The organism is Staphylococcus gallinarum, from assembly GCF_000875895.1.
Taxonomy (GTDB): Bacteria; Bacillota; Bacilli; order Staphylococcales; family Staphylococcaceae; genus Staphylococcus; species Staphylococcus gallinarum.
Genome location: NZ_JXCF01000007.1, coordinates 478,356 through 492,587, shown reverse-complemented (window position 1 = coordinate 492,587; position 14,232 = coordinate 478,356). Strand labels below are relative to the sequence as shown.

Genomic DNA, 14,232 nt, shown 5'->3' with positions numbered 1-14,232 from the left:
ATAATACAAAAAATATAAATGATAATTTTTTAATATTGCAAATCTTATTTATTGCAAATTATAGAATAAATTATTGTTTATAGATAATTGAAGGCTATAAATTGAATTTGCCTTGGAATAATGTTTTATTTTGCCATTATGTGATAGTATTTTAAAAAAGGGAGGTAACAAGAAAATGACAGAAAAGAATTTCCCAAAGGATGCAATGCGAGTTCTGAAAGAAACGAGCCGTACATTCTATATACCGATTACTTTTTTAGATAAAGAAATCAAACATACAGTTGCATCGGCTTATTTGGTAATGCGTGCAATTGATGAAATTGAAGATCATGAAGAAATCGATAACGATTTGAAATATGATTTATTAATGCAAGTCAGTGATTTGTTAAAGAAACCATTTAATGAGACCGAATATCTTAATATTTTAGAACCTGTTCTAGATGATATGCCTGAAGTTACCCGTCGTTTAGGTGATTGGTTGGAGGCTTGTCCTGATAAGACATTAACAGTTGTTAAGTCATCTACGAGTGAGATGGCATATGGTATGGCGAAGTGGGCTAAGGCAAACTGGGAAATCCATACACGAGAAGATTTGGATGATTATACATATTATGTTGCTGGATTAGTAGGTGTCATGTTGTCAGAAATTTGGGACATTTGTGCCGGTGTTAAGACTGACCGCGATTTAGCAATTGGCTTTGGTCGAGGTCTACAAGCCGTAAATATCTTGCGTAATGAAGATGAAGACTTAGAAGAACGTGGTGTGAGCTTTAAACCAGATGGTTGGACGCGTGATGATTTATTTAAATATGCTGAAGAAAATCTAGCTAAAGCAGATGAATATAAAAAGGATATCAATAAAAAGACGATATTATTATTCTGTCGACTACCTCTAGCGCTTGCATATAAAAGTTTAAAAGCAATGAAAAATGGACGTGAGAAAATATCGCGCCAAGAAGTTGAAGAAACAGTGGAAGAAATTCAAAAAGATTAAATCGAATAAACACTTAAGAATGTATTAAGGTAACAAGTTTAGTCATATATTTAAGTAATTTATATTTGGAATGATACATGTTTAATAGATACTTTTATATGATTATTGAAATTGCACTAATAAACATTCAACATTTAGTATTCGAGACATATAGTTTATAAAATGCCAACCCAAGATTAAATCATCACTTGGGTTGGCTATCTTTGTGTTAATTTATCTAAGGGAGGATATGTAGCAATATGCTTTTGCTAACTTTCATAGTAGCGCATCATTTGATCATACGAAATTTCAAGAAGAATGTGCAGCAAAATTTAATAGCTAAACCCAATTTACTAATGGGCTATCGCAGTTTTAAATCATTGAAAAATGATAAAAGTTGGCAATTTGCACAACAAATGTTTTTAAAATATTCAGAACAGGTAAACAAAGTAGGGGTTGTATTAGGCGTCTTAGCGTTACTTTGGGATATCACAACGTGGTTAACACCAAGTTCACTAATTATTCAAGTTTTACTATTTTTTGTAGGTATATTATATATAATTATAAGAACGGAAATAAAAATAACTACAAGTTATTAATTAAATCAATATAAGTGAGGTAGTACATATGGAAGCTATTTTTAAAACAATTAAAGAACTTACAGAGATTAATAGTCCATCAGGCCATACTACACGTGCGATAGAGTATGTACAACAACACGCGCAGAAATTAGGTTTTGATACGGAAATCACTAACAAAGGTGCATTATTAATCACAGTTAATGGTCAAAACGATGCACAGTATAAATGTATAACTGCACATGTTGATACATTAGGTGCAATGGTAAAAGAAATCAAAGAAGATGGGCGATTAGCTTTAACATTAATCGGAGGATTTCATTATAATGCGATCGAAGGTGAATACTGTGAAATAGAAACAGCAGCAGGTCAAATCTATAGTGGCACAATCTGTATGCATGAAACGAGTGTACATGTATATCGTGATAATCATCAACTACCACGGGATATAGAACATATGGAAGTACGTTTAGATGAAAAGGTAATGAGCAAAGCAGATACAGAAAGTTTAGGGATTGAGGTCGGTGACTTTATCAGTTTCGATCCTAGGACACAAATAACAGAATCTGGATTTATTAAATCGCGTCATTTAGATGATAAAGCAAGTGTTGCAATGATTATTGAATTATTGAAGGATATCAAACATAATCAATTAACATTACCACAAACGACACAATTTTATATTTCTAATAATGAGGAAATTGGTTATGGTGCAAATGCATCAATATCACCTAAAGTTGTTGAATATATTGCTTTAGATATGGGAGCGCTAGGCGATGGCCAAGCATCCGACGAATACACAGTTTCAATTTGTGCTAAAGACGGTTCAGGACCATATCATAAAGCCTTAAAGGAACAACTCGTTAGCCTCTGCAAAATTAATAAAATACCATATAAAATTGATATTTATCCATATTATAGTTCCGATGCATCAGCAGCGCTCAAAGCTGGTGCAGATGTACGACATGGTTTATTTGGTGCTGGTATAGAATCATCACACGCACTTGAAAGAACACACATCGACTCATTAAATGCCACTGCAGCATTACTAAAGGCATATTGTCTTACAGCTTTATAAGTCAATTTAATATCTTTATAAATACTCCTGAAAGTAGAACCAAAAACTCACTTTTAGGGGTGTTTTTGTGTTTGACAATATCAATTTATGTAATTGGAAAATCTATTATCGTATTAAAATTTAGTAACACAAAAAAATGTATTAACACAATCAATTTTAATATATAATTAAAACGTAAGAAAGTTAAAAGATATAAATTTATATTGTTTGAAATATTCAAGAGATGTAAAGAAAATGCATCCTAGAATGAATGATGACGAATAATATAAAATTTAATAACAGAAAAGGAGACAATGATGAAAAAAGTTGTAGGAATATTATTAATGTTTACAATTGTACTGGCAGGTTGTGGCTTTAGTTCTAAAAAAGAAGGTAAACCATTAGCATTATCAAAACTTGGAACTGGGGAACATATTTTATACATATCTCATCAATCGTCGAAAGAAATTAATAAAGATAATGAAATAACTCAAATTATACAAGTTAAAGATGGCAAAATGAAAGGATATAATTTAGAAGAATCGACAACGAACTTAAAAGAATTGTCTAAAAAAGATGATAAAGAAGTGGTGAAATGGGCTGCGAAACAGGATAAACATAACTTTGATAAAGAATATAGCTCTAGAGAAGATACATTAAAATCATTGATTTCTTATGAAAAAAAGGGCAGTTCAGATTATAAGAAATACAATGAAGAATTAAAGGATTTAAGAACAATAAAGTATGTAAAACCAAAGTTTCATAAGTTTAATATTGAAACTACGCTGAAAAATGGAAAGCATCAAGAAACAATGATTGACCTACCGAGTTTAGTTAGTGTATCAATAAATGATATGAAAGAATATAAAGAAGACCTAGAAAATATGGGAATGCTTAATGTTAATCGTAAATTGTCAACGAAGAAAATAGGTAATTCAAGATTTTCGGGAGTACAAGAACATTATGGTAAACATGAACGAGACAATACTAATGTCATTATAAAATTAGATAAAGATCAATCCAAAGTTAGTTTTTACTAAATTAGTAGATGCTTAATATATATAACAGGATATTAATTTTCAAAAAAAAGATGATTACTGTTGACAAATAACTGAGATGCTCGTATTATTCTAGTTAATTACTTTTTGCAACTTTGGTTGCCATTTGAAAGTATGAGTAACATATATGATTCGTAGTACACAGAAAGCTAATGGTTGATGAAAATTAGCACGGCATATATTGTGAATTGGGCTTTTGAATGTATAATATTATATTTTTTAAGTGAACAAATGAAATTGTTAACTAAGGTGGCACCACGGTAACGCGTCCTTACAGAATGCGTTATTGTGGTGTCTTTTTATATTCAAAATTATGGAAAACAAAATGTAGTAGGTTATGAATGAGTAGTTTCAGAAAGTTAGTGGTCGATGCAAACTAACACTCACATAAACTGAAATTGGGTTTTGTTGGATTTAAAATTTAATAACTTAAGAGTGAGTAGAGATTTTTTTCTACTAAATTTAGGTGGTACCGCGCGACAGCGTCCTTGACATAATTTGAGTTAAGGGTGCTGTTTTTTTATTAGGAGGTAAGTTGAAATGAAAATATATTATGAAAAATTAAATGCTGAAGTAACACCGGAAGCATTAGCGAGATTAAGAAAGCAAAAAATTGTCCTTGAAAGTTCGGATCAATCACAATTAAAGGGACGTTATTCCATTGTGATATTTGATACGTATGGATCCGTAACATTAGATAACGAAACTTTAGAAGTTGTAACGAATGAACAACAAAAAATAATTAATGATAACCCTTATCAAGCATTGAAAGTGTTGGTCAACGACTATAAAGCGGAAATCGATGATAGTGAATTAGCAGCTCTACCATTTATATCAGGGTTTGTAGGATCATGTAGTTTTGATTTAGTTAGACATGAGTTTCCTGTTTTAAAACAAATTGAATTGGAAGATCATCCACAGCATGATGCTAAATTTCATATGGTAGAAGATGTTTATGTGTTTGACCACTATAAAGAGCAATTGTTTATTATCGCAACTAATTTATTTTCAAATCAAGCAGAATCTGAATTGAAACAGCGTGTTCAAGATAGAATTAACGAATTAAAGCATATTACGATTTATCCTGAATATAAAGCGCATGATTTAAGTAATAAGCAGATTGAAGCTAATATGACACAGTCAGAATTTGAAGAAACGGTTAGTGCTATGAAGTCTTTAATACAGCAGGGTGATATGTTCCAAGTCGTACCCTCTATTATTTATAGTTATCGTCATCAATTTGGCAATCATCTAAAGCAATTAGCTTATCAATTGTATCAAAATTTAAAACGTCAAAATCCAAGTCCATATATGTATTATCTCAATATGGATGAGCCTATCGTTGTGGGTAGTTCACCAGAAAGCTTTGTTAAGGTGAAAGGTGATACAGTTGTGACAAATCCAATAGCAGGCACAATTAAGCGTGGTAAGAATGAAGCTGAAGATATTGAAAATGAAAAATTACTAAAAAATGATGAAAAAGAGTTAAGCGAGCACAGTATGCTAGTTGATTTAGGAAGAAATGATATTCATAGAATTAGTACGACGGGAACTTCAAAAATTGAAAAACTAATGGCAATTGAGCGATATGAACACGTTATTCATATTGTCAGTGAAGTGACGGGTAAATTAAACGACGATTACTCACCGATGTCAGTCATTGCAAGTTTATTACCTACTGGAACAGTTTCGGGTGCACCGAAGTTAAGAGCAATTCAACGTATTTATGAAGCGCAACCACATAAACGCGGTATTTATAGTGGAGGTATAGGTTATATCAATTGTAATCATGATTTAGATTTTGCTTTAGCAATACGTACAATGATGATAGACGATACACATGTTAATGTACAAGCAGGTTGTGGCGTTGTATATGATTCTATTCCAGAAAAAGAATATGAAGAAACAAGATTGAAAGCTAAAAGTTTATTGGAGGTATCACCATGATTCTTATAGTTGATAATTATGATTCGTTTACTTATAACTTAGTAGATATGATTGCTAAACAAGAAGAAGTTATAGTGAAATATCCAGATGATCCTGATATATATGATTTGAATGTCGACGGTGTATTAATTTCGCCAGGACCTGGACATCCGTTAGATACAAAGGATTTAATGACAATCATTGAACATTATAAAGATAAACCAATATTAGGCGTTTGTTTAGGCTCGCAAGCTTTAACAGCATATTATGGTGGAGATGTAATACAAGCTGATAGCATTAAGCACGGAAAAACAGATCAAATGAAAGTAATCAAAGATACACCTTTATATCAAAATATGCCAGAATATTCTGAAATAATGCGATATCACTCGTTGATTAGTAATCCTAAAACATTTCCTAATTGTTTAACAATAACTGCAGAAACCGTGGATTGTATTCAATCATTTGAACATCAAAGTGAATTACATTTTGGTATTCAGTATCACCCTGAATCATTTGCCACAGAATATGGTGAAACAATAATCAAAAACTTTATTGAAATAGTAAGGGAGGCAAAAGACAATGCAATTACAAACAAAGTTAAATCAATATAAACCATTAAATCAAGAAGATATGAATGAATTTATTTCCAGTCTAATCAACACAGATTTAACTGATAGTGAAAAGGTGAAATTATTAGAGACATTTTCAGAAAAGGAAATTACTCAAGATGAGTTAACTTATATTTCAAAAAGTTTAATTCATTCAATGTATGATCAACAACCTACCTATAGCGATAGTATGTGCGTTTGTGGTACAGGTGGAGATAAGTCAAATAGCTTTAACATCTCAACTACTGTTTCATTTGTAGTTGCTAGCGCTGGTGTCCCTGTAATTAAACATGGAAATAAAAGCGTAACATCTGCCTCTGGAAGTACAGATCTATTAAATGCGATGAATATCAAGACGAGAACAGTTGAGGAAACACCTGAACAACTTCAAGATAAAGGGTTAGTGTTTTTAAGTGCAACAGAAACGTATCCAATTATGAAGCATATCCAACCTGTTAGAAAACAAATTAGTACGCCAACAATATTTAATATTACTGGTCCATTAATTAATCCATTTAAATTGGATTATCAAGTGATGGGCGTTTATGAAACATCCAAATTAGAAAAAATTGCGCATACCCTTGCAGATTTAGGGAGAAAAAGAGCAATCGTAATGCATGGTGCAAATGGTATGGATGAAGCAACGCTTTCAGGAGACAATATTATTTATGAGGTAACTGAAACAGGAGACGTGATCAATTATACGTTAAATGCAACAGATGTCGGACTACAAAGTGCGAACAATGAGGCCTTAGTTGGTGGCAGTCCACAAGATAACTTAGAAATTACAAAAAATATTTTGACTGGTAGCGATCAAACAGCAAAAAGAGATGTTGTTGTGTTGAACGCTGGTATAGCACTTTACGTTGCTGAGAAAGCTGAAAGTATCAAAGATGGAGTAGAAAAAGCGCAAACATTGATTAATGAGGGTAAAGCATTAGAACAGTACAATAAAATGGGAGGCAAAACGTATGACTATATTAGATGAAATCGTAGAGTATAAAAAGGACCTGATAAAGGTAGGATATTATGAAGAAAAACTAGAATCATTATCAAAAATTGATGTTTCCCATAAACCTACATTAGAGTCACAGTTAGCACAATCAAATGATTTAGCTGTTATAGCAGAAATCAAGTCGAAAAGTCCGTCTCTAGATAAATTACCGGAGAGGAATTTAACACAACAAGTAAAGGATTATGAACAATATGGTGCGAATGCTGTATCAGTATTAACTGATGAACGTTATTTTTCAGGAAGCTATGAAAGGCTACAAGAGTTAACTGTTGAAACCAATTTACCTGTATTATGCAAAGATTTTGTAGTAGATCGCATACAAATCGATGTGGCCAAACAAGCAGGTGCTTCGATAATATTGTTAATCGTCAATGTGCTTACTGATGAAGCATTGCGTGATTTATATGATTATGCAACATCATTAGGTCTAGAAGCCTTGATAGAAGTTCATGACAGACAAGAATTAGCACGTGCTTATAAGTTGGATCCTAAAATTATTGGAGTGAATAATCGAGATTTAAGACGTTTTGTTACAGATGTCCTGCATACAAATGAAATATTACAAGATAAAAAATCAGGATATTTCTATATTTCAGAAAGTGGTATTCATGACAAACAAGATGTTGAAAATATTGTTGATTCAGGTATCGATGGCTTGTTGATTGGAGAATCTTTGATGAAAAGTGATAAATTAAATGAATTTTTGCCAAGCTTAAAATTAGATAAGGTGAAGTCATAATGAAACTAAAATTCTGTGGCTTTAAAACATTAGATGATGTTGAAAAGGCGAAAAATTTAAATATTGATGCAATTGGTGTTATACATTATCCAAAGAGTAAACGTTTTGTAGATGTACAAACCATTAATCAATTCACCCAACTCATTCCCGACGATAAAGAGAAAGTGGTTATTGTGGTCAACCCTAGCAAAACTACTATATCTGACTTAATAACGCATACTGGTATTACAACCATTCAATTACACGGAGATGAAACTTTAGCCACAATAAATTATATAAAGCAAATTGCACCACAACTAAAAATTATAAAGGCATTACCTGCAAAAGATTTAGCAACATTGCAACAATCTATTATTCATTATCAACAAAGTGTTGATTTGTTTATTATCGATACACCATCTGAAGATTTTGGTGGCACTGGAAAAGTTTATGATTGGTCGATACTTAAATCATTAACCGATATTGAATTTTTAATTGCTGGTGGTATTAATTTGGAAAATATAAAAAAAATCGAACAACTTAATTTGAATCATGTGGGTTATGACATTGCAAGTGGAATTGAAACTGATGGGGTTAAAGATAGTGAGAAAATGTATGAAATCATTGAATATGTGAAAGGAGTACAACAAAATGGTTAAAAAAATACAAACAGAAGCAGATGAATTTGGATTTTTTGGAGCATATGGTGGTCAATATGTACCAGAAACATTGATGCCTGCAATTCAAGAATTAAAAAAGGCTTATAAAGAGGCGCAAGCAGATCCAGCCTTTCAACAAGAATTAGATAACTATTTAAAGGACTATGTAGGCCGTAGTACCCCTTTAACATATGCAGCATCGTATACTGAACAACTTGGTGGCGCAAAGATTTATTTAAAAAGAGAAGATTTAAATCATACAGGTGCGCATAAAATAAACAACGCTTTGGGGCAGGCGTTATTGGCTAAACGCATGGGGAAAAATAAATTAGTTGCCGAAACTGGAGCAGGTCAACACGGTGTTGCGAGTGCAACTGTTGCAGCATTGTTTGATATGGAACTCGTAGTCTTTATGGGTGAAGAAGACATAAAACGACAATCTTTAAACGTCTTTCGAATGGAATTACTTGGTGCCAAAGTTGAACCTGTTACTGAAGGTCAAGGCACTTTATCAGATGCTGTCAACAAAGCATTACAATATTGGGTCAGTCATGTAGAAGATACGCATTATTTATTAGGATCAGCTTTAGGACCTGATCCATTTCCAACTATGGTTAGAGACTTTCAAAGTGTGATTGGATCAGAAATAAAAATGCAAATTCTTGAAAAGGAAGGGCGTTTACCCGATGCAGTTGTAGCGTGTGTTGGCGGAGGATCTAATGCGATTGGTACATTTTATCCATTTATCAATGATGCTGTGAAATTATATGGTGTAGAGGCTGCAGGTGAAGGTATTGATAGTGATAAGCATGCGTTAGCTATCAACAAAGGTAAAGAAGGGGTATTACATGGTACTAAAATGTATTTAATACAAGATGATCATGGCCAGATTCAGTTAGCCCACTCTATATCAGCTGGTTTAGATTATCCAGGCGTTGGACCAGAACACTCATATTATCATGATATTGGGCGTGTGACTTATGAAACTGCGAGTGATAAACAAGCAATGGATGCACTTGTTTCATTTACTAAGGCTGAAGGTATTATACCAGCTATTGAAAGTGCCCATGCACTAAGCTATGTAGAATCATTAGCTCCAAAGATGAGTAAAGATGAAATTCTTGTAGTTACTGTATCAGGACGTGGAGATAAAGATATGGAAACGATAAGGAATTATATGCAACAAGGCGGTGACAATAATGAGTAAACTATTTATTCCTTATATAATGGGAAACAAAAGTTTTATTGAAAATATGAAAACTTTAAGTGCTGCTGGTGCAGATATTATAGAAGTAGGTGTGCCATTCTCTGATCCTGTTGCTGATGGACCCGTGATTATGGATGCAGGAAGCAAGGCGATTGAAGAAGGTGTAAACATTCAATATATATTGGATGAATTAAAATCTCATCAAGCTGAAATTGAGAGTGATTATGTATTGATGACTTATTATAATATAATAAATTTTTATGGAGAAGATGCTTTCTTTACAGCATGTGAAGATGCAGGCGTGTATGGATTAATAATACCTGATTTGCCATTTGAATTATTAGAACAACTAAAGGAGCGCCATCCACAACGTAAGCTTCATATCATTTCATTAATTGCTATGACGACTTCTGAAGAACGAATTGAGCAAATTGCTAAACAAGCAGAAGGTTTTATCTATACCGTTACCATGAATGCCACTACAGGGGAAAATGGTAAGTTTCATCCACAACTAAAGTCAAAAATTAAGCAAATTAAAGAAATTTCGAGTGTACCAGTAGTAGCAGGATTTGGTATTAGAACGCCTGATCATGTAAAAGATATTATTGAAGCTTCTGATGGTGTCGTTATCGGTAGTGAGATTGTTAGACGTTTTAGCGAAGATAACCACGATACAACTACAGATTATTTAAATTCAATTCGTCAAGCACTTGATAGTTAAAATAAATGTAGTAAGAAATGCATACTCTTTATTTAGTACGGGTAAAATATTAAAGGAAGAAATGAGTTTAAAATAAAGATTTAGAAACTACTCATATTACTAATGAAGAGGTGACTTATTTTGAGTAAAAAAGTCTTATTTATATTAACGAGCAGAAGTCAATATGATGATGGTACACCAACAGGTTTATGGTTAGAAGAAGCTAGTGAACCATATAATATTTTAACAGAAGCAGGCATTGATGTAGATATTGTGTCTATTCAAGGTGGAGCAGTACCATTAGATCCCAATTCAACACAAAATGATGAGTTAACTCAATATGATAACTTTGTTAATGCTATAAAAGATGTGCCAAGTATTGAAACAGTTGATGTCCAAAATTACGATGCTGTCTATTTACCGGGCGGTCATGGTACAGTTTTTGACTATGCGCACAATCAAAAATTAGCATCTATATTAGCTGACTTTAAATCTGATGGCAAAGTCATTTCATCTGTATGTCACGGTCCAAGTGCATTTGTCGGTGCCAAAGATAACGATGGCAACTTTTTAGTCCAAGGCGTTACGCTAACATCATTTACTGATGATGAAGAACGTGCAATGGGATTAGACGACAAAGTGCCATTCTTGACGCAAACAGAGCTAGAGAATCAAGGGGCTAAATTTATTGTTAAAGATAATTTTGTTGAACATGTTGAAACAGATGGACAATTTATCACTGGTCAAAACCCACAATCTAGTGTTGAGATAGGTAAAACTTTGCGTGATGCATTAAAATAAATTAAAATAGAAGCAAAGCTTAATTACTGTATTAAGTAGTATAAAACTGGAGAACTTTATGTTTTCCAGTTTTTGTACTTTACGGTAACTAGTTCTTATTTTTAATACATTTTGAAAGAATAGATAGTGATTAAGTGTAAAATATTATTTTATTTAAAGAAAACGTTATAAAATGCATTAAATCAACATCGTTGAACATAGGTATTGATTTTGTTTTATAAATGAATATTGTATAATAATAAAGATTGAAGATTATAATATTAGAAATAGAATCATAGACATTTAGGAGTATATAAAATGAAATTTACTAATTTGACTGCAAAAGAATTCGGGACATTTACAGATAGTATGCCTAATAGCCATTTCACTCAAATGGTGGGGAACTATGAATTAAAAATTGCAGAAGGTACAGAAACACATTTAGTAGGTATAAAAAATAATGAAAATGAAGTTATTGCAGCATGTTTATTAACTGCTGTACCTGTAATGAAATACTTTAAATATTTTTATACTAACCGTGGACCGGTAATAGATTTTGAAAATAAAGAACTTGTGCATTACTTCTTTAATGAATTATCAAAATATGTAAAGAAACATCGTGCGCTTTATTTAAGAGTTGATCCATATTTACCTTACCAATATCGAAATCATGATGGTGATGTATTAGAGAATGCAGGGCATGATTGGATCTTCGATAAGATGAAGCATTTAGGTTATAAACACCAAGGTTTCTTAACTGGTTTTGATCCAGTCGTTCAAATAAGATTTCACTCAGTATTAGAGTTAAAGGATAAGACTGATAAGGATGTCCTAAAAGACATGGATGGTTTACGTAAGCGAAACACTAAAAAAGTTCAAAAAAATGGTGTTAAAGTACGTTTCTTAGGTGAAGATGAATTGCCAATCTTTAGAGCATTTATGGAAGATACGTCTGAAACTAAAGCTTTCGAAGATAGAGACGATAGTTTCTATTATAATCGTTTGAAATATTATAAAAATCGTGTGCTGGTACCGTTGGCATATATGGATTTTGATGAATATATCGAAGAACTTACTGCTGAACGTGAAGTTTTAAGTAAAGATATCAACAAAGCTTTAAAAGATATAGAAAAACGTCCAGAAAATAAAAAAGCTTATAACAAAAGAGATAATTTAGAAAAACAACTTATTGCAAATCAACAGAAAATTGACGAAGCAAAAGCATTACAAAAACAACATGGTAATGAGTTACCAATATCTGCAGCATTCTTCATTATCAACCCTTATGAAGTTGTCTACTATGCCGGTGGAACATCAAATGAGTTTAGACATTTTGCTGGAAGTTATGCAGTGCAATGGACTATGATAAACTATGCATTAGACAATAATATAGACCGCTATAATTTTTATGGCATTAGTGGTGACTTTACAGAAGATGCAGAGGATGCAGGCGTAGTTAAATTTAAAAAAGGTTTCAATGCAGATGTAATTGAATACGTTGGTGATTTTATCAAACCAATTAATAAACCAGCATATAAAATATATACAGCACTTAAAAAATTAAAAGATATAAAGAAGTAAACATAAATTATAGAAGGGAACTAAGCTAGAATGAAATTTACAGAGTTAACTGTCAAAGAATATGACAATTTTGTACAGAATCCAGCATTAGAAAGTCATTACTTTCAAGTGAAAGAAAATATTGCGACGAGAGAAGAAGATGGATTTCAAGTTGTATTATTAGGCTTAAAAGATGACGATAATCAAGTTATTGCTGCTAGTCTTTTCTCTAAAATTCCCACAATGGGTAGCTATGTTTATTATTCAAACCGTGGTCCGGTCATGGATTATAACGATTTAGGTTTAGTGGATTTCTATTTACGTGAATTAGATACATATTTACAACAAAACAATTGTTTATATGTGAAAATGGATCCGTATTGGATTTATAATGTCTATGATAAAGATATTAATCCTTTACCAGAATATAATGAAAATGACGCATTGGTTAATCTGTTTAAATCACATGGCTATACGCATCATGGCTTCACTACAAAATACGATACTTCAAGCCAAGTGAGATGGATCGGTGTACTAAACCTTGAAAATGAAACGCCTGCTAGTTTGAAAAAGCAATTTGATAGCCAAAGAAAGCGTAATATTAATAAAGCGATTAATTATGGCGTAAAGGTACGTATGTTATCACGTGACGAGTTCGGTATATTCTTGGATTTATATAGAGAAACAGAAGAACGTACTGGATTTGTATCGAAAACAGATGAATATTTCTATAATTTTATTGATAATTATGGCGACAAAGCATTGGTGCCGTTAGCGTATATTGATTTAGATGAATATATTAATAGCACTCAAGAAGCCATTAATGATAAGGAATCACGTAGAGATCAAATCATGCAAAAAGAAAATAAAAATGATAAGCAGTTAAAGAAAATTGCTGAACTAGATAAACAAATTGAACATGACAAGAAAGAATTGTTACAAGCAAGTGAATTACGTCAAACAGACGGTTCGATATTAAACCTAGCATCTGGTGTTTACTTTGCAAATGCTTATGAAGTTAACTATTTCTCTGGTGGATCATCAACGAAATATAATCAATATATGGGACCTTATATGATGCATTGGTTTATGATGAATTATTGTTTTGAACATGGGTATGCGCGTTATAATTTCTATGGATTATCAGGTGATTTCACTGAAAATAGTGAGGATTACGGTGTATATAGATTTAAACGAGGCTTTAATGTACAAATTGAAGAGTTGATTGGTGACTTCTATAAGCCGATTAAGAAGACGAAATATTGGCTGTTTAATACATTAAATAATGTACGTAAAAAAGTGAAAAAATAGCAAAAATAAAACAGCAACCTGATTATGTATGAGCAAAATTCAGGTTGCTGTCTTTCATTTTTAAATGAAAATATTAGTT

Annotated in this window: 14 protein-coding genes; all 14 read left to right on the top strand. The window is 32.2% G+C overall.

The features are described from left to right. Positions 1 to 175: 175 nt before the first annotated feature. The 14 genes from SH09_RS06160 (at position 176) to SH09_RS06095 (ending at position 14,153) form a co-directional block, all read left to right on the top strand. On the top strand, positions 176 to 994 hold the full coding sequence (locus SH09_RS06160) for a squalene/phytoene synthase family protein (protein ID WP_042738748.1): 819 nt from the start codon (positions 176 to 178) through the stop codon (positions 992 to 994). A 239-nt stretch (positions 995 to 1,233) separates the two neighbouring features. Then, complete coding sequence (locus SH09_RS06155; RefSeq protein ID WP_042738747.1) at positions 1,234 to 1,572, top strand: SdpI family protein; 339 nt, start codon at positions 1,234 to 1,236, stop codon at positions 1,570 to 1,572. 28 nt (positions 1,573 to 1,600) lie between these two features. After that, positions 1,601 to 2,629, top strand: coding sequence for a M42 family metallopeptidase (locus tag SH09_RS06150; RefSeq protein ID WP_042738746.1), 1,029 nt, complete (start codon positions 1,601 to 1,603; stop codon positions 2,627 to 2,629). A gap of 296 nt (positions 2,630 to 2,925) precedes the next feature. Beyond that, positions 2,926 to 3,648 (top strand): hypothetical protein, encoded by a 723-nt coding sequence (locus tag SH09_RS06145; protein WP_042738745.1) that lies wholly within the window; start codon positions 2,926 to 2,928, stop codon positions 3,646 to 3,648. Between the two features lie 558 nt (positions 3,649 to 4,206). Next, entirely contained in the window at positions 4,207 to 5,613 is a 1,407-nt protein-coding gene (locus SH09_RS06140; RefSeq protein ID WP_042738744.1) for an anthranilate synthase component I, read from the top strand. Continuing rightward, entirely contained in the window at positions 5,610 to 6,206 is a 597-nt protein-coding gene (locus tag SH09_RS06135; protein WP_042738743.1) for an anthranilate synthase component II, read from the top strand. Before SH09_RS06140 ends, SH09_RS06135 begins: the two co-directional genes overlap by 4 nt. After that, on the top strand, positions 6,175 to 7,191 hold the full coding sequence (gene trpD, locus SH09_RS06130) for an anthranilate phosphoribosyltransferase (RefSeq protein ID WP_042738742.1): 1,017 nt from the start codon (positions 6,175 to 6,177) through the stop codon (positions 7,189 to 7,191). Before SH09_RS06135 ends, trpD begins: the two co-directional genes overlap by 32 nt. Then, positions 7,175 to 7,957 carry an indole-3-glycerol phosphate synthase TrpC gene (gene trpC, locus SH09_RS06125; RefSeq protein WP_042738741.1) on the top strand — a complete coding sequence of 261 codons (783 nt, stop codon included), beginning with the start codon at positions 7,175 to 7,177 and terminating at the stop codon, positions 7,955 to 7,957. The genes trpD and trpC overlap by 17 nt, the downstream gene beginning before the upstream one ends. Beyond that, positions 7,957 to 8,595 carry a phosphoribosylanthranilate isomerase gene (locus tag SH09_RS06120; protein WP_042738740.1) on the top strand — a complete coding sequence of 213 codons (639 nt, stop codon included), beginning with the start codon at positions 7,957 to 7,959 and terminating at the stop codon, positions 8,593 to 8,595. The genes trpC and SH09_RS06120 overlap by 1 nt, the downstream gene beginning before the upstream one ends. After that, positions 8,588 to 9,802 carry a tryptophan synthase subunit beta gene (gene trpB / locus SH09_RS06115; protein WP_042738739.1) on the top strand — a complete coding sequence of 405 codons (1,215 nt, stop codon included), beginning with the start codon at positions 8,588 to 8,590 and terminating at the stop codon, positions 9,800 to 9,802. The genes SH09_RS06120 and trpB overlap by 8 nt, the downstream gene beginning before the upstream one ends. Further along, positions 9,795 to 10,523 (top strand): tryptophan synthase subunit alpha, encoded by a 729-nt coding sequence (gene trpA / locus SH09_RS06110; RefSeq protein WP_042738738.1) that lies wholly within the window; start codon positions 9,795 to 9,797, stop codon positions 10,521 to 10,523. The genes trpB and trpA overlap by 8 nt, the downstream gene beginning before the upstream one ends. Positions 10,524 to 10,643: 120 nt before the next feature. Next, a complete protein-coding gene (locus tag SH09_RS06105; RefSeq protein ID WP_042738737.1) occupies positions 10,644 to 11,303 on the top strand; it encodes a type 1 glutamine amidotransferase domain-containing protein in 660 nt (219 codons plus the stop codon). Positions 11,304 to 11,600: 297 nt separating this feature from the next. Further along, on the top strand, positions 11,601 to 12,863 hold the full coding sequence (locus SH09_RS06100) for an aminoacyltransferase (RefSeq protein ID WP_042738736.1): 1,263 nt from the start codon (positions 11,601 to 11,603) through the stop codon (positions 12,861 to 12,863). A gap of 30 nt (positions 12,864 to 12,893) precedes the next feature. Beyond that, the gene (locus tag SH09_RS06095; protein WP_042738735.1) at positions 12,894 to 14,153 is read left to right on the top strand and encodes an aminoacyltransferase; all 1,260 of its coding nucleotides are present in this window, start codon (positions 12,894 to 12,896) and stop codon (positions 14,151 to 14,153) included. The last annotated feature ends 79 nt before the right edge of the window (positions 14,154 to 14,232 follow it).

Bases quoted from the DNA above. Each gene is read 5' to 3' on its own strand.
- trpC (WP_042738741.1), top strand. From the start codon at position 7,175: ATGACTATATTAGATGAAATCGTAGAGTATAAAAAGGACCTGATAAAG.
- trpD (WP_042738742.1), top strand. From the start codon at position 6,175: ATGCAATTACAAACAAAGTTAAATCAATATAAACCATTAAATCAAGAA.
- SH09_RS06120 (WP_042738740.1), top strand. From the start codon at position 7,957: ATGAAACTAAAATTCTGTGGCTTTAAAACATTAGATGATGTTGAAAAG.
- trpB (WP_042738739.1), top strand. From the start codon at position 8,588: ATGGTTAAAAAAATACAAACAGAAGCAGATGAATTTGGATTTTTTGGA.
- SH09_RS06145 (WP_042738745.1), top strand. From the start codon at position 2,926: ATGAAAAAAGTTGTAGGAATATTATTAATGTTTACAATTGTACTGGCA.
- SH09_RS06160 (WP_042738748.1), top strand. From the start codon at position 176: ATGACAGAAAAGAATTTCCCAAAGGATGCAATGCGAGTTCTGAAAGAA.
- SH09_RS06155 (WP_042738747.1), top strand. From the start codon at position 1,234: ATGCTTTTGCTAACTTTCATAGTAGCGCATCATTTGATCATACGAAAT.
- SH09_RS06150 (WP_042738746.1), top strand. From the start codon at position 1,601: ATGGAAGCTATTTTTAAAACAATTAAAGAACTTACAGAGATTAATAGT.
- SH09_RS06095 (WP_042738735.1), top strand. From the start codon at position 12,894: ATGAAATTTACAGAGTTAACTGTCAAAGAATATGACAATTTTGTACAG.
- SH09_RS06135 (WP_042738743.1), top strand. From the start codon at position 5,610: ATGATTCTTATAGTTGATAATTATGATTCGTTTACTTATAACTTAGTA.
- SH09_RS06140 (WP_042738744.1), top strand. From the start codon at position 4,207: ATGAAAATATATTATGAAAAATTAAATGCTGAAGTAACACCGGAAGCA.
- SH09_RS06100 (WP_042738736.1), top strand. From the start codon at position 11,601: ATGAAATTTACTAATTTGACTGCAAAAGAATTCGGGACATTTACAGAT.
- trpA (WP_042738738.1), top strand. From the start codon at position 9,795: ATGAGTAAACTATTTATTCCTTATATAATGGGAAACAAAAGTTTTATT.